Origin of the sequence: Flavobacterium daemonense, from assembly GCF_007341385.1 — a bacterium.
GTDB lineage: Bacteria > Bacteroidota > Bacteroidia > Flavobacteriales > Flavobacteriaceae > Flavobacterium > Flavobacterium daemonense.
Genome location: NZ_VJYD01000001.1, coordinates 308,920 through 327,817, shown reverse-complemented (window position 1 = coordinate 327,817; position 18,898 = coordinate 308,920). Strand labels below are relative to the sequence as shown.

Genomic DNA, 18,898 nt, shown 5'->3' with positions numbered 1-18,898 from the left:
ATTTCATCACAACAATCCGTTATACTTCCTAACAAACCATTCAGTAGTCAATAAAACAGTAATTAAAATCAATAACCAAACCCAATCAATTATTGGTGTTTTGTTGGTTACATTTTTCTCGATTGATTTGTATTCTTTGTTTTCAAGAAGTGTATTAATCAAGTCGTCGGCTTGATTTTCGAAAAATGCTTTTCCGTTTGTCTGTAGCGCCAATTGCTTTAATTTTAAAACGTCTGGATTTACAAATTGCTTTTCGATATCAAAATCCAAAATTTCAAAATGACTTGAATACGAAGTATTTGAATTTAATTCTTTTACTGTGAAATTGTATTTTCCAGCAGTTAATCCGTCCAGATTTACAGAATACGAATTATTTCCTTTTAGTAAATCGTAGTTTTTATTTTGCTTCGTTTCTGTATTTGTAACCGAAATTGTCAATCTCGCTTTTTCATCAAATTCGTAATTTTTATTGAAATACTGCGCATTGATCACCAATTCATCTCCCGAATTATAAAAACTTTCATGTGTTACAACTAGTGATTTTTTTGAAGTCGAAGTTGCTAAATACTGAATTATCTTATCTACAAAAACATCATATTTTTCAAAAGATTGATTGTCAACATGACTTTGCAAACGCCATTTCCAGCTGTTTTCTCCTAAAAGAAAAGCCGTTCTTTTACCTTGATTTTCGGCGAAAGCCAATAATGGTGCGTTTGTAGAAACATTTCTAATTCTCGAAGAAAGTAAAACTGATACATTTCCGTTTGTAGAAATAGTTCCGAATGCATTTTGCAACGGAGGAAAATTTTCAAAACCAATATCGTCAATTGCAAACAAATTAAACTGAGACTGAAATTCAGATAAATAATCTTCTATTTGCCCACTCATTTTAAAAATTAGGTTGTTTTGTTGTTGATTTAAAAAATTAAAATCGGTGTTGTTTCCTGTTATAATAAATGTATTTCTTCCTGCATTTTTATTGTTGTCGAAAACTGCTTTAAAGGATGCATTTGGCTGGTATAAAACCAAAACAGAAGCCTCTTGTAACTGACTAATATCATTTGGTTTAACCAAAATCACTTTACGTTGCGCATTAACTTCAATTGAACGTTTTAAAGCCGCAATATCAGGGTGATTTATAGCAGAAACTATTGCAATTGTAGATTTTTGATCGATTATTTCGACAGCAAAATTCTTGATATTATTATAGCTGTTTTTCTCTTTTGCACTTGAAGAAATTGAGGCTCTAAAAATTTGCAATCCTATTTTATCTGCTGGTAAAAGCAAATTTAGAGAAGCAGTTTTTTTAGACGGAGAAAAAGAAACTTTCTCTTTTGCTACAACAGAATTTCCTTGCGAGATCGTAAAATCGGCAGTTGCGGCCTTATTTCCAGAATACTGCAGAAAAACTTCGACCGGAAATTTATTTTTATGAAAAGCGTATTTGTTTACGTTAAGCTGATTGATTTTTAAATCAAAAAAAGTAGTTGTATCTCCCACAACCAAAGGATAAACTTTATTGACAGGATCAAATCGATAAACATAATCGTTTCCTGTAGTTTGATTTCCATCAGTAATAATAACCGTTGGGAAAGTCAGGTTTTTGTTGATGCTTTTTAAGTTTTTGGCAACTTCATCAAGATTAGTTTGTTTTCCTTTGAAATCAAATTTATCCGACGATTTAAAATCAGCATCAAATTGATACGTCTGAATTTCAAATTTCTCTTTAAGCGCAGGATTTGAAATCAGTTTTTGGTATAATTCAACCGCTTTTTTATCTGATTTCAAAGCTTGAATCGAACTTGAATTATCAACAGCAATTGCTAATGGCGTTTTGGTTATTTCAAGTGAGCTTTTAGAAATCACTGGGTTTATCAATAAAACCAATAATCCAAAAATGGCCATAAAACGTAAAAAAGCCAAAAACCAAATCAGATTCGATTTGTTTTTGGCTTTAAAAAAATATTGAAAATACGACAAACCACCAGCTATTACTAAAGAAAGCAATAATAATAAAATCGAGTTTGTAGTCATATATAATTTGGGTTTATAGTTTTTAGTTTATAGTTTTTGGTTGCAGAACGATAAACAACAAACCATAAACAAGTAACATCTTAGGTAAGCATTCCACCGCAAACGTTTAGAACTTGTCCTGTAACGTATGCACTCATATCTGAAGCTAAGAAAAGACAAGCATTTGCAACGTCTTCAGTAGTTCCGCCACGTTTCAACGGAATTCCGTCTCTCCATCCTTTTACTACATCTTCAGGTAATTTTGCAGTCATTTCAGTTTCGATGAAACCTGGTGCAATTGCGTTGCAACGAATATTACGAGAACCTAATTCTAGCGCTACAGATTTTGTAAAACCAATTGCACCCGCTTTAGAAGCAGCATAATTTGTTTGTCCAGCGTTTCCAGAAACACCAACAACAGAACTGATATTGATGATAGAACCAGCGCGTTGTTTCAAAAATGTTTTTTGAATTGCTTTTGTCATATTGAAAACCGATTTCAAGTTAACATCGATAACTTGGTCAAAATCGGCTTCAGACATACGCATCAATAAATTATCTTTTGTAATTCCGGCGTTGTTGATCAAAATATCTACAGTTCCAAAATCAGCCAAAACAGCATCAACAAAAGCTTGCGCTTCATTAAAATCGGCAGCATTAGACTGATATCCTTTTGCTTTAACTCCCAAACTATTCAATTCAGCCTCAAGAGCTTCTGCAGATGCAGCAGATGAACTATATGTAAATGCTACGTTTGCACCATGTTTAGCAAAAACTTCTGCAATTCCTTTTCCAATTCCGCGGCTAGCGCCCGTAATGATTGCTACTTTTCCTTCTAGTAATTTCATATTAAGGTATTCGTTTTTATTTTTTGAATTACAAATATAGATTATTTGGGCGTTTAATAAAATTTGGAATACAAAAAAAGGCAGATATTCTCCATTTTTAATCAAAAAAAGCAACCCAATTTTGAGTTGCTTTTCTTCCAAAAAAATAAAAACAAAAATAAAAATCTACAAATAGTTTTGTTTCGTTATAAAATACATAATCCCGAGTAATCCTGCCAAAATCAGCATTCTAAGAATTGAAGACTCGAAGTTTGTTGTCCGATTTTGTTTATCTTCTTTCCTCTGTTTTATCAAATTAAAAATCATTATTGGAAGAATTACTAGAATAGAAGCATATAAATAATATCTGGTGTACTGCGGATATGATTCTGAAAATGTAACTAATACCAATCCCCAGAAAAAGAAAATAGTGTTTACAGGTGTTATAATTTTTTTTATCATAATTTCTATAAATTTTAATTATTGATATTCACGTTAGATTTCTGCAAAGACTTGGATTTGAAAAAAAGCAACTCAAAAAATATTGAGTTGCTTTTCCTCCAAAATTAAAACAAAACTAAAAACTAATTAAGCTGCCAAGTAGTCATTCTAAAAGGGCTTGACGAACTTGTAAAGGTGTAAACGGTATTTGAATAATATAATTTAAAACTTTCCTTTTTAACATAAAGTCCGTTCGGATCCATTAAGTTTTTATCGAAACTTGCTAAAAATGCCGGCGTTGCAACTGTCGTATTTCCGTTCCAAGATTTATGTTTCAAAATGATTTTTTTTCCTGCCGGATCTTCAACAACATCAACAAAATGCTGTAAAGCAGGTCTGCCAATAAAATAGTAATAGATAAATGTTCCAAGTGAATGATTTACATACAATTGCACGTAAGCTAGACTTTGACCTGCTGGCAACGAAGCATTAATTTTATCTATTTCAGCCAAAAATAATTTTGAATTTGTTGGCGCATCTGCGGTATAATCATCTGGGTAATAGCCAAATCGAGAATAAGGTTTCCCTGTAAGAAGCAATTTATAATCATCAGTCAATACCAATGGCTTATCGGTATATTTTATAACTGCGCTTACTCCATTTGTACCCGTTGCTGTAAAACTTCCGTCTTTGTCATCATAAACAAATGAAGTCAACTTTTGATCTTTAACCACAACTGCAGGGCTTACAATAATGCCGGTTGGCGTGTAGGCAATTCCCATATCGTAGCTTTGCGAATAACCTGCTTCAATAGAATTAGCTTCCGCAAAACGAGTAATTTCAGTAAAACTAAAATCAAATTGATGTTTTGTAGTTCCGTCATTTGTTTCCAACAATCTGAATAACGGACGCGCATCTGAACCAATAACATTTTGCTCCATTATAGTATGTTTTGGAAGATTTGTCCAATCATCGGCGGTTGCTTTCACAAAACGAAGTTCCTGAACGGTTCTGTTTGTTTTAAAAATGATTTCGCCATTTTCTTGTCCATAATACAAAAACTGAAAATCACCTAAATAACCTTTTCCGCGCAATACATCAATTGGATAATTATCTGAATCTGATAAAAGATGAATTCTGTTTTTAGTCGTAAACGTCAAACTAACCGTGCTTCCAGTTTGTACGGCATATTCACTTTTATAGGTTTTAGTGTCGCTGTCAAAATCGGACGCCATTTGAACCGTTCCGTCGGAAGCAAATTTAAATAAATGTGTATAACCACCTAAGAGCGTGTTATCGGTAAAATAAACTGCTTTCCAGCCATATTCTGAAGTAAGCAAAAGATCGCTTAATTCCTTTTTCTGAGCATTTAAGCGCTCAGTTGGCGTCTGGTCAAATTTCTGTTCAGCATCTGTACTGCTACAACCAAAAAAATGTAATGTAATTAGTATTAGAGCCAGATATTTTAATATATTTTTTGCTTTCATAATCTTCATTTGTTAGTTGTTTATTACGGCGTTAGTATTTTTTTCGGCTTCATCGCGCAAAACGTAAAAATCCATGTTGTAAGCCTCTTTGTAATATTTTACAACGAGCGCTTCCTTTGCTTTTATCTGTGCAACAGCAGTTTGATTTTTAATGGACGCTAAAATGGCTGCGTATTCTGCTTTAGAATTTATCAGCATCATTGACGCCATTTCTGCAAAATCTTCGTTGATATTGCTTCGGGCATAATTGGTAATGAAACCAATTTCTCTAGACTCTTCATCTGTGTACAAATGCCAGCTTGCCGTGTATCCTGAAGGCGTAATTGCGGCCCAAGATTTCTCATCAAAAGGTTTGTTTTGATTCAAAATGTGCACATATTCGTGCTGGATTGTATGAAGGAACTGTTTGATATTTTCTCTGTTCTTTTTATCTACATAATCGGTTTCAAAAAGTGTAACGCGCTGTCCTCCTTCGGCTAAACCAAGAGTTTTAGTTCCAACTGTATTCAAGTTTACGCCTCCAACTAAAACAAATTCTCTTGGAGCAACTTTTTTTACAAAATCATATCCTCCAATTGTTTTATAGCTTTCCAACCAGATTTTCTGAACGATTTCAAGCGCAGGCTGTACTTTTTCAATCAATGGCGGATATAAATATCGATTATTGTCAACCGTATTCTGATTCCATTTGTATTGTACATTGATGTTATACGGAACCAAATAATTTGCTGTAATCCAATTATCCAAAGCCGTTTTTGTTGGCTGCGTGTAATCTAATTGGCTTTCTGTCAAAGGCTCGTCACTGGCGCAGGAAACCAGAGTTGTGATTGATAAAAACAAACCTGCTATTATATTGTATTTTAATACTTTCATATCTTTTCAATTAAAGTTTTACCTAGGATTTAACTCAATACCATTGCTTGAAGCGTGAAGCGGAATCTGAATTGCTCTTCGTTTGTCGTCTTTCACAAGCGTGTTAGTCGGTTTGTTCATAATTTCATGTTTTACGACGATATTGAATCGTTTAACATCAAAATATCGCATTCCTTCGTGAATAAAATCTCTTCTTCTGGTTTCGGCAATAGCCTTGATGTAAGAAGTTTGAACTGGCGTCAGTGTGTAAAATGGCGTAAATTCATTTTCAATTACTGGATATTTTGCTACAACTTTTGCTTCTGTAAGCTTATCCGTCGTTGCGTTGTAACCTACTGTTCTTGTTGAAAGAAAATATTCTAATTCAGCATTTGCATCTGCAATTTGACCTTTCATGACATGCGCTTCAATTCTGTTTAAGAAAAACTCATCGTTGCTCAATAAAACTTCAGCTAAGAATCCATTTCCAATATTTGCCGTTACGTTTGTATATTTGAAATACTCATAAAATTTTGGTACAAAAGCAGTAATAAAACTGTTTCTTGAATAAATAGAATACTGCCATTGCTTTCCGAAAATATTAGTTGGAGTTCCAATGATTTCGTCATATCGAGTTCCAGACAAGAAAAAACGACTTCCGCTTGAACCAGAATAGGAAGCTCTTGCATAGTAAGAGTTTGGAGAAGCAATCAACAAGTTTGTAACCTCATTGCTGCTTGCGTAACGCATATTCTGCGTCTGAAAATCATTTAGTTTATAAGAAGCATAATCTCTTAATCTTCCAACAGGTCGCGAACCTAAATCATTTGATAATTCAATTACTCTGTCCCAGTTTCCTTTTATTAAATAAAAACGGCTTGCAAACGCTTTTCCGGCATCTTTATTAAAATGGAATTTTGGTTCTGAATAATCATTTGTCAGCAACGGCAAACCTTCTTCAATATCTTTCTGAATAAAATCAAAAACTTCGGCTACAGTGTTGCGCGTGTATTTTGTAATCAAAGCCTTTTCTGGTTTTGTTACATACGGAATTCCTAAATCTTTATCGGCTGTTGCTGGATTGTAGCGCTGTGACCAGAAAGAAACCAACATAAAATGTGAGTAGGCTCTAGCTAGCAACGCCTCCCCTTTTTGCGGATTAAGACTTTTTGGGCTCCCTAATTCTTCAATTGCTTCTAACGCTTTATTGGCATGTGCAATCGCTGTATAACAAGCATCCCAATACGCAGCTTGACTGTCCGTGTCGGTTTCGCTTTGAATTTCCCAATTGTAATTTTGCTCGTTTTTTCTCAGAGTATTTGCCAAACCGCTGTCAAAAACATTGTCGGTCATTGTTTCTGCAAAATCAAAATAACTATCCTGCGGATAAGCATTTACTAATAATTCAGAGATTTTTTCAGGTGTATCTATTTCGGTTCTATTATCTGGCTTTTCAGAAAGAAAATCATCACAACTAGTAATACTTAGAAGTACTAATAGAAATAAAGTTATTTTTATCTTTTTCATAATTGTAAATATTATAATGAAATGTTTAGAGTAAAGGTGTATTGAGACGTAACTGGCAGGGCAACTCCTCCTGAATTTCTAAATTCAGGATCTTGTCCGTTTAGTTTTTTATCCGAATAAACCAACCACGGATTCACTGCAGATCCTTTTAAAGTAAAGGTGCTTACGCCGATTTTCTTTTTAAAATCTTTAGGAAATTCCCAGCTTAATGAGATATTTTTCAATCTCACAAAATCACCGCTTGCAATTCTCACATCAGAGTAATTATAAGTATTGTAAGCTCTCGAAAGTGTACGATCTCCTCCATAATTTGCATTAAGTCTTTGATCTGCAATTACTGGAACATTTGTATATTTCTCATCACCAGGATTAATCCAACGGTTTGTAAAATCTTTTGTAAATACCGTCAAATCATCATAAGTACTGTCGTAAATCGGATTCAAACGCACTTTGTTTCCACCCGAACCAACAAAAAAGATGTATAATGACCAATCTTTGTATGTAAAAGTGTTCGCAAGACCAATTGATTTATTAGGCTCAATAGAACCTTCATATTTCAAATATTTTGTAACGTCTTTATTGTCTTGAAAATCAGCTCCGGTAATATTGTCTTTTTCGCCTTCAGGCATAATAAACGTTGGAAGTCCTTGCTCATTTAAACCTGTAAATTGGTACGAATACAATGAATTTCTTGGATGCCCAATTGTGTTTCCACCGTTTCCATCAATCAAATCAAATGCTGTTGGTTTGTTTTCCAATTTTGTAATTTTCTGACTATAAACTGAGAAATTAAGTGTTGTTGACCATTTGAAATTATCTGCAACAATATTTCTTGTAGTAAAACCAACTTCAAGACCTTTTGTTTCCATGTTGGCATTATTTCCTTGTTTAATTCTTTGTCCTCCAATTCCCGAAGTCACAACATAATCAACTAAATCAAATGCTTTTCTACGGTAAATATCTGTAGTTAAAGCAATTCGATTTCGGAACATTCCAAGATCAACCCCTAAATTGGTTTCGTATTGTTTTTCCCAAGTCAAATCTCCGTTTTGCAACTCATCAATTCTGATTCCCGTTTGTCTGTCGTCAAGATTTAAACGATCTGTGATGAAACTTTTATAAATAGCCAAAGAATTCGTCGCAGGCCCTGCAGTCGCAGTTAAACCGTACGATCCTCTTAAACTTAAATTGTTTACAGACTGAACATTTTTCATAAAACTTTCTTCAGAAAGATTCCATTTTCCGCTAAAAGTATATGTTGGAAGCCAACGTGAAGAACCGCTGTCTCCTTGTCTGTTTGAACCATCGTAACGTCCTGTAACCGAAGCTGTATAACGACGATCATATGTGTACCCAACTTTTCCAAAGAAACCTACCGTTCTTTCTTTTTCTTCATTAAAACCGTAATAAGAATCTCCAGCATTGATTATTTTCTCCAATAATCTAGGATCTGTAAAAGCAGTAAGTCCTCTGTCGTATTGAATACCCGCAGCAACAAAATTATCGCTTGTTCTATCTACTACTCGCATCTCTGTTCCAAAGAAACCTTCTAGTTCATGTTTTTCATTAAATGTATTTCTGTAACTCACACTGTTTCTGATGTTATAAGAAGTCATATCATTGGTAAACTTTCTTAAAAAACCACCATTTGGCAATACCGAAACTTTTGGTGCCGTCAAGTCGTTTGGATCTTGGTACAAAAAGATATTTGCATCTCTTACCAGCGTATTTTCCATCGCATTATAAGCGCCGACAACATTCGAACCTTCTAGAATTTTGTGCTCGCGAGTTGTATTCGCATAACGCGCAGAAGCCGTCAAATTATAAGTTAAATGCGGATTTATTTTATAATCTAAATCCATTTGAAAGCGAATATCTTTTACATTGATCTCCATGAAGTTGTTTGCCAACTCATTGATAATATTCATAGGAGCCCAGTTGTTTCTGTAATATTCTAGATTTCCGTTTTCGTCGTAAGGTCTCAACGTTCTGCTGGTATTCAAAACATAATTAAACGGATTGATGTCAAAATCACGAGTTACTTTTCCAAAAACAGCATCTTTTTCACTTTCATAACTTCCTGGAGCGCCTTGATCACGAATAGAAGCAAGTGTTGATAACGTAATATTTAATTTATCATTGATAAAAAATGTCCCTTTTATGTTTGATGAAAGTTGCTTTACATCATCAGCAATGGTCCATCCCGGATCTGTATAATAACCCAAAGAAGCATAAAATGTATTGTTTTTTCCTCCGCCAGAAAAGCTTAAAGAGTGATTCTGAGTCAATGAAGGTCTGAATAAGGTTCCGAACCAGTCTGTATTTGCCATTTCATATTTTCTCAAAAAATTATTTCGGCTAACAGGATCATTATTCACTAAATAACTATCCGTTTCAGGTACATACGTATTGATTGCACGACCTAACAAATTATATGCTCCACCATATCTTCCGTTAACTGTCGATGGAAGATCAAGATATCCTTTTGCTTCCATTTCTTTAAAAATACTCATTGATTCCTGCGAATTCAAGATGTCGTACTGACTGTAATTCGGAACAGTTCTCGCAGTTTGTTCCAAAGAATAGCTGATTTTTAGAGGCGAATCTCTTCGTCCTTGTTTTGTTGTAACAACCACAACTCCGTTTAATGATCTTGAACCATAAATTGACGTAGCCGATGCATCTTTAAGAATTTCAATACTTTGAATGTCGTTTGCATTTAAACCTGCAACAGAGGAACTTAATAAAGTTTCAGAATTACCAGAAGCCAAATCGGCAAAAGTTAGATTGATTATATCCTCTTGAACAACACCATCAATTACCCAAAGCGGTTTTGTATCTCCAAAAATTGAAGACGAACCACGCACAGTAATTTTTGGAGCTGTACCAAAAGTTCCGGTAACGTTTTGTACTGTAACTCCGGCCGCTTTTCCTTCGATCATTCGGCTTACGTCAACTACACCATCAATTTTTAATTCACTTCCAGAAATTTTACTGATTGCTCCTGTAAAAGTTCTCTTGGATGTTTTTTCATAACCTGTTGTTACTACAACTTCTTTTAAATTTTGTCCTAATTCTGTCAAAACAATTGTTGGAGATGTATTTGAAGCGCTGATTTCTTTAGTTTCCATCCCAACATATGAAATCACTAATGTTGTACTGTTTGCTGGCATTTCAATAGAGAAATTTCCATCAAAATCGGTTAAAACAGCTATTTTAGTTCCTTTTGCCATAACTGTTGCTCCTGGAAGCGGACTTCCCGAAACATCTGTTACTTTTCCTTTGATAATAGGGCCTGCGGTAAATATATTTGGCAATGCGTCATGATTTGCTGAAGCCGAAAACGAATCTGCGGCTACACTTTTCTGCAAAACAATCTGATTGCTGACTTCTGAAAAAGTTATATTGAATGGCAACAAAATTCGGTTAAGAATACTTGCCAATGTTTCCTCATTTGCCTCAATACTCACTTTTTGGTTCAATTGAGGTAATCTTGAATTATAAGAAAATTTTACTTGTGCCGACTTTTCAATTTTAGATAAAGCGTTGTCTAAAGTCAAATTTTCAACTGTAATTGTAACTTTAGTATCTAATTTTTTCTGCCCATTTACACTGTTTGCCATTGTAACACTTGAAAATATAAGTGCTAAGACAAACTGAAATAGTGTTATTTTCATGATTCGATGGAGTAATCGTTGTTTACCAACTGGTTTTTTCATAATTTTGGTTTGTTTTGATTAATACTGATTCGCGTGTATTTTAAGAAACGAACTGAATTGCTCTTTACAGAGAGGAATTCAATCTAATAAGTGTCGAAAATGTTACAGCATTTCGGCACTTTTTTTATGAATATTATTTTTACATAGGCTTATATTTTGTTTTGGTTTTGGTTAATTTTTTAGTTTTATTTTTAGTCTGATTTTAAAACTGAAAATCAAAATACTTTATAATTACAGTTATAAAGCGTTGATTAATTACAGCCTTGAGAAGTTATAATAACCTGATTTCCATTCATCTCAAAATTGGTTTCTGCACTGATGCTTTTGCAGACAATTTTTAGTTTTTCAGGCAATGGCTGATCACTTAGTGAAGTTGTCAAATGACAATCTTTCAATTTATTTTTAGGATAATCGATTTTGACCTGATACGCCTGCTCAATGGTTTCGAAGATTTGAGAAACTGGAATATCACTAAATTCAAAACTCAACTGCTCGATATTGCCCACACTTTCGCGCAATTCTTTGTCTTGCGTAATATTTGTGATTTTGTTGAATTTTAAATCGTTCCGAACAAATCGAAGGGCTTGATTAGGAAGCAATACTACTTCCTCCTGATTTGATTTTGTAACCAAATCATTAGACTTTACCTTAACTTTACCGGTGCGTACAAGAACTTCTACATCTGGCTGATCAGAAAAAGCTTTAACTCTAAAGCTAGTACCAACAACTTTTGTGACAATCTCATTTGCGTAAACGAAAAAAGGCTTTTTAGGATTTTTACTAATTTCAAAGAAACCTTCGCCGGATAAATACACCTTTCTTTCGTTCCCGGTAAAGATTTTAGGGTAACTTAATTTACTATTTGGCTGTAATAAAACAGAACTTCCGTCTGATAATGTGATAATTTGAGGATTGTTAGAATTATTTGTTTGTTCGACAAGTCCTTCACTATTTTCAGCTATCAATTCTTTATAAGTGACAACATTATCAGATGGAAAATGATTTTCATAATACCAGATCGATAATAAGCAAAAGAATAAACTGGCCGCAATACCAGTTAAAAAATAGTTTTTGAAAAACTTTGTACCGGCATTTTTGCTGAAAAGAATTTGATTTTCCTTTTCTTCAATTTTTCGCCAAGTATTTTGAAGCGCTTTTTGAATATCCAATTTCGATAAATTGGATTCCGGAACTTTCATCGCCAACAGCAAATGTCTGGCATCCTGAACGAGTTTTGCACGATGACGGTTTTCTAAAGTCCATTCTTCCCAGCCGTCCTGATCGATTTTTAATAAAACCCAAGACTGGAATGATTCGTCAGACAAAAAGTCTTCAATTTGAGTATATGTGTTACGTTTTTGCATCTAAAAATAAGGTTACAAAAACATAGAGGACAGCACTCTTATTATATACTCACTAAATTGTGATTTTTTTTATTTTTTTTGAAATAAATTTAAAAACTGGTTGCGGATAGCAAAAGTAATAAGGAAAAACTACCCTTCCATTCTCTACGAAGCGTCATCAAACCTCGATGCAACAAATTACTTGCTGATTGGTAATTTACATTAAGCATTTCAGCAATTTGTTCTACGTTAAGACCTTGATGATAACGAAGATATATCGCTTCCTTTTGTCTTCCAGGCAAATCATTCAGTAATTTATTCAAGTGAATCAGTTTTTCTTTGGCATCATCATCAGCTTCTTCCAAAAGTTCGTGATCAACTGAAAATTCAAGCAAAAAAGCAATTGAATCTGTACTAGCAGTTTTACGAAAAATGTGATCGCGTTCGTGTAATCTTGCAATTCGCTTTCGCACGCTAGACAATAAATAAGCTTTTACAACAACTGAGTTTTGAAGTGTATTGCGGTAAATCCAAATATCAGTAAAAACATCTTGAATGCAGTCTTGGACTTTTTCTTCAAATGGAGAAAGCGAATTTCCATAACGAACCAAATCGGCATAATACCTTTCAAATAACATTGAAAATGATTTTTCATCACCCTCTTTCAAGTTATTCCAAAGCGTATTGTCATCAACAACATTAAATAGTAAAGTCGGGGTCTTCATGGTGTTTAGGGGCAAGATTCTCTCCTTGTGAGATTTATTTAATACAAGGATTGTATTTTTTTAACATTATCCTTTAATTTTGTGCGATAAATATATAAAAGCATTTTTTTAAAAACAATTATTTTACAAAAAAGAGACAGTTTCTTAATATAAAAACTGTCCCTTTTTATAGATTTTATAAGGCTTAAAGTTGAATGTTAAAATTATCTTCGGATAATTTATTCAAATAAATCTAAGATTTAACCTTTTTTACCTGTTCTCTATTTTTTTATAAACTTGAAACTTGAACTTCCTTTGTCTGACTTAACTTTTAAAATATAAGTTCCACTTTGAAGTCTTGAAACATCAATTTTTGACGCATTTTCGGGATCTAGAACCGAAATGATCATTTGCCCCAAAATATCAAATATTTGAATTGACTGTTTTTGGATTACATTTTTAGAATCAATATTCAAAACGTCCTTAACGGGATTTGGGTAAATATTAAAATATTGAGAAAACTCAAAATCTTGTGTCCCGAGAGCCTTAAATGTCGAACTTGCCTTATTAGTCAAGATTGGATAATTATAATCAAAATAAATATTGGCTTCATTTGCAAAAGTATCACCTGGTTTTAAAGTTGGCAATGTTTTGATTTTAAAAGAAATATATCCATTTCGATTTACATTGTCAAAAGGAAGATTTATGTTTTCGAAGATAAATTCGACCTTATTTCCATCTGAAATTTTCATCGCATACGGATGGCTTGCACTAACAGGAATTAAAGTTGAAATATCGAATTTTGAAAGATCAATCAAATCTTTAACCACAATATTCTGCGCCATATAAGTTCCTGTATTTTCAAAACGAATCATATAGTGGACATATTCGCCAATCAAAGTTGGCGTAATTACATTTCCTTCAAGGCAAGTTTTATCATTTGGATCGTATGAACCAACTACAATCTGGTTGAAAGCAGATACATTATCCAGAGGTGTTTCATCTGTTGCAGAAGAAGTTGCAGTAGCAGAATAAGAAAGAATATCTCCAAAAGTAACTCCTGCACTATCTGTTGGAGGATTTATACGAAAATTCAAAACAATTTCTCTAATTTCGAAAGGCTTCAAATTAGTGAAATTCCACATAAGTTTATTTAAAGATGTCGAAGAAACCGCAGGACTTGCAGTCGTTAGATCTGAAACGGAATCATCAAATGTTAAACCAATTGTTCCAGATTGGGCTGTATTGCCTTTATTTTTATATATGATTCTGTATTTTGCGGCAAATCCTGGTCTCGCAGGCCAAATTGGCAAAAATGTTACTTCCAAATCGTTATGAACTCCTACTGCTTTTATACAAAAATCTTGCGTATACGGACTAGAAACCGTCGGAAATTCCACTTGTACTGAAGCAGGAGATACGGAAAAGTAACTCGGGTTTTCAAAAACTGGAGTAACATTGTATTTTCCAGCGGCAACTTTTATGTCATATTTACCTAAATCATTACTTATGAAATTCCCTGATTTTGCTACGTCCTCTATTCTAAACTTTAAAAACGAAGCCGGAATATCTGTCGCATCGCAACCATTGTTGTTCAAATCATTACGATTGCTTCCCTGTATCGAAAAACTCTCGCCTCCCGGTGCAAAAGTACAATACGAGTTAACATTGTAATTGGTCACGCCATATTCCTTAAATGCATCTTCAATTTTTGTTATATCATCATCATCTGCACATACATTAGTCAATTTTGGATTTTCTACAATAATGAATTCACTTTCTAAACTTCCGTTCTTTACGTTAATTGTTTCTAAAAGAGGATTTCGAAAAACAGTCAGTGACTTTAAACTAGGCGATTTGCTTAAATCAATCGTTTTTATGTAAGTGTTCCAAATCACAGCAGTTTCTAAACTTACTAAATCATTAAAATTCGAATCTGCTATATCACTCGATTCAACCTCTAGGTTTTGCAATTTTGTTAATTTCGACAAATCGAGACTAATCAATTTATTGTAAGGACAGTAGAGATCCTCCAAATCTAAAGTTTCCTGTAAATTTAAATGTTCAATATAATTTTGACCACATTCCAATATTTTTAATTTTTTCAATCCTGTTAAATCCAATACTGTCGTTTCAGTTTTGTTGCACGATAAAACTAAAAGGTTTGGAAATTTTGTTACATCAAAATTTGAAATTCCAGTCTCACTGTATGAAAATTTTTGCAATGTTTCATATGCAGTAACTTTTAAATTTGTTAATGGATTTGAACCGCAATATAAATTTTCAAGCTTTGTAAACCTACTTAAATCAAGACTTGTAATAGTATTTAAAAAACAAGACAAAGTATGAAACTCATTAGGATTTAAACCCGATAAGTTTATACTAGTCAATAAATTAAAGCTACAACTTAACTGATATAATCTAGGCAATGGAGCGGTAATTTCTAAAGTACTAAATTGATTTCCATCGCATTGAAGTTCTCCGAGGTACAAAAAATCTGAAAAATCAAGGTTTGTAAGCAAATTATACATACAACTTAATCCCGTTAAATTAGATGCTCCAGAATGATTTATGTTTGTAATTTGATTTTCATCGCAATTTACACCACCAAGACTAAGCATATTACTAATATCCAAATCAGAAATTTTATTTGAAGCACAATTTAAAGAAAGTAAATTTGAAAAACTTTTAATACCCACTAATGATGCAATATCAGACTTGCTAACATCTAAATAAATAACATTAGCGGCTTCTGACTGGTCAATATTTCCATCGCCATTTAAATCGATCTTGATTTTTTCTCCAAAGTTACCTTTAGCAATATTATTTACAACATCAGCTTCCAGCAATTTTGCCTTAAACTTAGCGTCTGGAAAATTAATTATCTGAGAATTTACAGAAGAAAAAACACACGATATCAGTAACAGCAAGTAGTTCTTGGTCATAGGGTTAGTTTTGTTTTGGTTTTTAAATATATAAAAAGCAAAAAACAAAACCAAAGATTTCATAAAAAAAGCCTTACTAATTAAAGCAAGGCTTTCAGAATAATTTTATATCAAAAGTAACTTTAGAAAGCTACATTCCATCTTGGCAATTTAGCATTTTCATCTAAGAAATTTTGCAAAACCTGTCCTTCGACCGCAGTTGGAATAGCTTTCACATCAGCATTGAAAGTTTCGTACCAAACTACTTCAAGAGCCGAAATATTCTCTAATTTCATTTGTGCTGGCCAAGAATATTTTCTTCCTGTTTTTGCAAATTGGTGTCCGTTCACGATTTTATCATACAAACCGCCATTTTTGCTTTTTAAAGTTCCGTCATTTTGAACAGTTCCAGTTGAACCAACCATGATAAGTTCTTTCTCTTCTCCTTCTACAGCATAAACCACAAAAATTCCTGCGCTTCCTTCTGGTGCATTGCAAACTTCTTCTAAACTATCTTCAATAGTAAAAACAAAACTGTTGCTTACTTTGAACTTTTTTAAATCTTTACTCATATTTCTTTTTTTAGCCTCTAAGGTACTGAGGTTCTAAGATGCTAAGTTTTTTCTATTTATACCTCAGTATTTTAAAATGTAAAAAAGTCTCAAGTAAATATTGAGACTTTTTTGGAATTTGTTATTTCGAATATTGGATTTTATTATCCAAGTACTTCTTTTACTTTTTTACCAATTTCAGCTGGTGAATCAACAACGTGAATTCCGTTGTCTCTCATGATTTGTTTTTTAGCAGCAGCAGTATCATCAGAACCTCCAACGATAGCACCTGCGTGACCCATTGTTCTACCAGCAGGAGCAGTTTCTCCAGCGATGAAACCAATAACTGGTTTACGGTTACCATCAGCTTTTACCCATTTAGCAGCATCAGCTTCTAATTGACCACCAATTTCACCAATCATGATAATTGCTTCAGTTTCTGGATCGTTCATTAATAATTCGACAGCTTCTTTAGTAGTTGTTCCAATGATTGGATCTCCACCAATTCCGATAGCTGTAGTGATTCCTAAACCTTGTTTTACAACTTGGTCAGCAGCTTCATAAGTTAAAGTTCCTGATTTAGAAACGATACCAACTGTTCCTTTTTTGAAAACGAAACCTGGCATGATACCAACTTTAGCTTCACCTGGAGTGATAACACCTGGGCAGTTTGGTCCAATTAATCTTGAACTTCTTTCTTTAACATAATTATTTGCTTTAATCATGTCTGCAACAGGAATCCCTTCTGTAATAGCAATAATTACTTTAATTCCCGCATCAGCAGCTTCCATAATTGCATCAGCAGCAAAAGCTGGTGGTACAAAAATAATAGATGTATCAGCTCCAGCTTGATCAACAGCATCTTTTACTGTGTTAAAAACTGGACGATCTAAATGGCTAGTTCCTCCTTTTCCTGGAGTAACACCACCAACAACATTAGTACCGTACTCAATCATTTGAGAAGCGTGGAAAGTTCCTTCACTTCCTGTAAATCCTTGAACAATTATTTTGGAATCTTTATTAACTAAAACACTCATGATATATATTTTATGTAGTTTTTAAAATTGTGATGCAAAAGTAAGGTTTTGTAACGTATTTTACCTTTTTATTCTCAAAAAAAATTAAGAAAATTGACTCATTTGATACCCTCGATAAAGTTTATCGTCTTTAATTTGCCAAATCGTTGTAAAATGTGCTAATAACATCTCTTCACGCGGGTTCTCAATCGTTTTCACAAAATGAGAATAACGTACTGAAACTAAGTCATCTTCAGCAATAATATGACTGATTCTGACTTTAGAACGCACATAAGCACGGCTTAATTCATTGGCCATTTCGACCATTGAATCGTAATTCATTTCGATAAGCCCTGTAGTGCTGTTCCACTCTAATATGATGTCAGGATGCAAATAAGTTTTAAGAATTTCACTATCAATCAAGGCATCTGACTTATAAAATTTTTGAACAAATTCTTTAATAGACATATTATTTCAATTTATTTAGAATTTCAGGAATCTTTTTGATATTAGCCAATTGTTTCAACTTTTCTCTTGATTCTTCGATTGGAGTTCCGAAATAAGATTTTCCGCCTTCAACCGATTTTGTGACACCAGTTTGCCCCATGACAACAGCCTTCGCTCCTATCGTGATGCCACTGGTTGTACCTACTTGTCCCCATAAAGTAACTTCATCTTCAATAACAACACAACCTGCAATACCAGTTTGCGATGCAATTAAACATTTTTTTCCAATTACTGTATCGTGCCCAACATGTACTTGATTATCTAACTTTGTACCCTCGCCAATCGTTGTATCGCCGGTAACACCTTTATCTATTGTACAAAGAGCACCAATTCCAACATTGTCTTCAATAACAACTCTTCCGCCAGAAATTAATTGATCAAAACCTTCTGGGCGTTTTTTATAATAAAATGCGTCTGCACCTAAAATGGTTCCTGCATGAATAATCACGTTATCTCCAATTACAGTATAATCGTAAATTGAAACATTGGAATGGATCAAACAGTTTTTACCAATTTTTACGTGGTTTCCAATAAAAGTGTTTGGTTGTATTAAAGTACCTTCCCCAATTTCTGCAGTTGGCGCAACAGCAACATTTGCATATTGAAAAGGTTTGAAATGTTTGGTTAAAGTATTAAAATCTCCGAAAGGATCATCAGAAATTAAAAGTGCTTTACCTTCTGGACATTCAACTTTTTTGTTGATTAAAACAATAGTTGCTGCAGATTGCAAAGCTTTATCATAATATTTAGGATGGTCAACAAAAACTATATCTCCAGGCTCTACAACATGAATTTCGTTCATGCCTTGAACTGGAAAGTCTTTATCTCCTATAAATTCGCAATTAAGCAAATTTGCAATTTCTTGTAAAGAATGAATCTTTGGAAATTTCATATGTTATAATTAGAAAATTTGTCAATTAGAAAACATGTCAATCAGAAAATGAGTCAATTAGAAAATGAATGTTCAAAAATATGCCTATTCAAAAA

Annotated in this window: 14 protein-coding genes; all 14 read right to left on the bottom strand. The window is 33.5% G+C overall.

The window, feature by feature from the left end; genetic code table 11:
* Positions 1-6: 6 nt before the first annotated feature.
* The 14 genes from FND99_RS01300 to FND99_RS01235 all read right to left on the bottom strand — a co-directional run bounded on the left by FND99_RS01300 (position 7) and on the right by FND99_RS01235 (position 18,803).
* Positions 7-2,034 carry a hypothetical protein gene (locus FND99_RS01300; protein WP_144336193.1) on the bottom strand — a complete coding sequence of 676 codons (2,028 nt, stop codon included), beginning with the start codon at positions 2,032-2,034 and terminating at the stop codon, positions 7-9.
* 80 nt (positions 2,035-2,114) lie between these two features.
* On the bottom strand, positions 2,115-2,861 hold the full coding sequence (gene fabG, locus FND99_RS01295; protein WP_026729795.1) for a 3-oxoacyl-[acyl-carrier-protein] reductase: 747 nt from the start codon (positions 2,859-2,861) through the stop codon (positions 2,115-2,117).
* 165 nt (positions 2,862-3,026) lie between these two features.
* Positions 3,027-3,302 carry a hypothetical protein gene (locus tag FND99_RS01290; RefSeq protein ID WP_144336192.1) on the bottom strand — a complete coding sequence of 92 codons (276 nt, stop codon included), beginning with the start codon at positions 3,300-3,302 and terminating at the stop codon, positions 3,027-3,029.
* 122 nt (positions 3,303-3,424) lie between these two features.
* The gene (locus FND99_RS01285) at positions 3,425-4,768 is read right to left on the bottom strand and encodes a DUF4302 domain-containing protein (protein ID WP_144336191.1); all 1,344 of its coding nucleotides are present in this window, start codon (positions 4,766-4,768) and stop codon (positions 3,425-3,427) included.
* Between the two features lie 12 nt (positions 4,769-4,780).
* The gene (locus tag FND99_RS01280; protein ID WP_144336190.1) at positions 4,781-5,641 is read right to left on the bottom strand and encodes a zinc-binding metallopeptidase; all 861 of its coding nucleotides are present in this window, start codon (positions 5,639-5,641) and stop codon (positions 4,781-4,783) included.
* A gap of 18 nt (positions 5,642-5,659) precedes the next feature.
* Positions 5,660-7,147 carry a RagB/SusD family nutrient uptake outer membrane protein gene (locus tag FND99_RS01275; RefSeq protein WP_144336189.1) on the bottom strand — a complete coding sequence of 496 codons (1,488 nt, stop codon included), beginning with the start codon at positions 7,145-7,147 and terminating at the stop codon, positions 5,660-5,662.
* 11 nt (positions 7,148-7,158) lie between these two features.
* Complete coding sequence (locus FND99_RS01270) at positions 7,159-10,866, bottom strand: SusC/RagA family TonB-linked outer membrane protein (protein WP_144336188.1); 3,708 nt, start codon at positions 10,864-10,866, stop codon at positions 7,159-7,161.
* 251 nt (positions 10,867-11,117) lie between these two features.
* Complete coding sequence (locus FND99_RS01265; protein WP_144336187.1) at positions 11,118-12,230, bottom strand: FecR family protein; 1,113 nt, start codon at positions 12,228-12,230, stop codon at positions 11,118-11,120.
* A gap of 89 nt (positions 12,231-12,319) precedes the next feature.
* On the bottom strand, positions 12,320-12,934 hold the full coding sequence (locus FND99_RS01260; protein WP_144336186.1) for an RNA polymerase sigma factor: 615 nt from the start codon (positions 12,932-12,934) through the stop codon (positions 12,320-12,322).
* A gap of 260 nt (positions 12,935-13,194) precedes the next feature.
* Complete coding sequence (locus FND99_RS01255) at positions 13,195-15,858, bottom strand: T9SS type A sorting domain-containing protein (protein WP_162615522.1); 2,664 nt, start codon at positions 15,856-15,858, stop codon at positions 13,195-13,197.
* A gap of 122 nt (positions 15,859-15,980) precedes the next feature.
* Entirely contained in the window at positions 15,981-16,409 is a 429-nt protein-coding gene (locus FND99_RS01250) for a hypothetical protein (protein ID WP_144336184.1), read from the bottom strand.
* 143 nt (positions 16,410-16,552) lie between these two features.
* The gene (sucD, locus tag FND99_RS01245) at positions 16,553-17,425 is read right to left on the bottom strand and encodes a succinate--CoA ligase subunit alpha (protein ID WP_012024957.1); all 873 of its coding nucleotides are present in this window, start codon (positions 17,423-17,425) and stop codon (positions 16,553-16,555) included.
* 84 nt (positions 17,426-17,509) lie between these two features.
* Positions 17,510-17,872 carry a nuclear transport factor 2 family protein gene (locus tag FND99_RS01240; RefSeq protein WP_144336183.1) on the bottom strand — a complete coding sequence of 121 codons (363 nt, stop codon included), beginning with the start codon at positions 17,870-17,872 and terminating at the stop codon, positions 17,510-17,512.
* A 1-nt stretch (position 17,873) separates the two neighbouring features.
* On the bottom strand, positions 17,874-18,803 hold the full coding sequence (locus FND99_RS01235; RefSeq protein ID WP_144336182.1) for a UDP-3-O-(3-hydroxymyristoyl)glucosamine N-acyltransferase: 930 nt from the start codon (positions 18,801-18,803) through the stop codon (positions 17,874-17,876).
* Positions 18,804-18,898 lie beyond the last annotated feature (95 nt).

Excerpts from the sequence above, each read along its gene's own strand:
- FND99_RS01300 (WP_144336193.1), bottom strand. The coding sequence starts at position 2,034 with ATGACTACAAACTCGATTTTATTATTATTGCTTTCTTTAGTAATAGCT.
- FND99_RS01265 (WP_144336187.1), bottom strand. The coding sequence starts at position 12,230 with ATGCAAAAACGTAACACATATACTCAAATTGAAGACTTTTTGTCTGAC.
- FND99_RS01255 (WP_162615522.1), bottom strand. The coding sequence starts at position 15,858 with ATGACCAAGAACTACTTGCTGTTACTGATATCGTGTGTTTTTTCTTCT.
- fabG (WP_026729795.1), bottom strand. The coding sequence starts at position 2,861 with ATGAAATTACTAGAAGGAAAAGTAGCAATCATTACGGGCGCTAGCCGC.
- FND99_RS01285 (WP_144336191.1), bottom strand. The coding sequence starts at position 4,768 with ATGAAAGCAAAAAATATATTAAAATATCTGGCTCTAATACTAATTACA.
- FND99_RS01240 (WP_144336183.1), bottom strand. The coding sequence starts at position 17,872 with ATGTCTATTAAAGAATTTGTTCAAAAATTTTATAAGTCAGATGCCTTG.
- FND99_RS01290 (WP_144336192.1), bottom strand. The coding sequence starts at position 3,302 with ATGATAAAAAAAATTATAACACCTGTAAACACTATTTTCTTTTTCTGG.
- sucD (WP_012024957.1), bottom strand. The coding sequence starts at position 17,425 with ATGAGTGTTTTAGTTAATAAAGATTCCAAAATAATTGTTCAAGGATTT.
- FND99_RS01235 (WP_144336182.1), bottom strand. The coding sequence starts at position 18,803 with ATGAAATTTCCAAAGATTCATTCTTTACAAGAAATTGCAAATTTGCTT.
- FND99_RS01270 (WP_144336188.1), bottom strand. The coding sequence starts at position 10,866 with ATGAAAAAACCAGTTGGTAAACAACGATTACTCCATCGAATCATGAAA.
- FND99_RS01280 (WP_144336190.1), bottom strand. The coding sequence starts at position 5,641 with ATGAAAGTATTAAAATACAATATAATAGCAGGTTTGTTTTTATCAATC.
- FND99_RS01260 (WP_144336186.1), bottom strand. The coding sequence starts at position 12,934 with ATGAAGACCCCGACTTTACTATTTAATGTTGTTGATGACAATACGCTT.
- FND99_RS01250 (WP_144336184.1), bottom strand. The coding sequence starts at position 16,409 with ATGAGTAAAGATTTAAAAAAGTTCAAAGTAAGCAACAGTTTTGTTTTT.
- FND99_RS01275 (WP_144336189.1), bottom strand. The coding sequence starts at position 7,147 with ATGAAAAAGATAAAAATAACTTTATTTCTATTAGTACTTCTAAGTATT.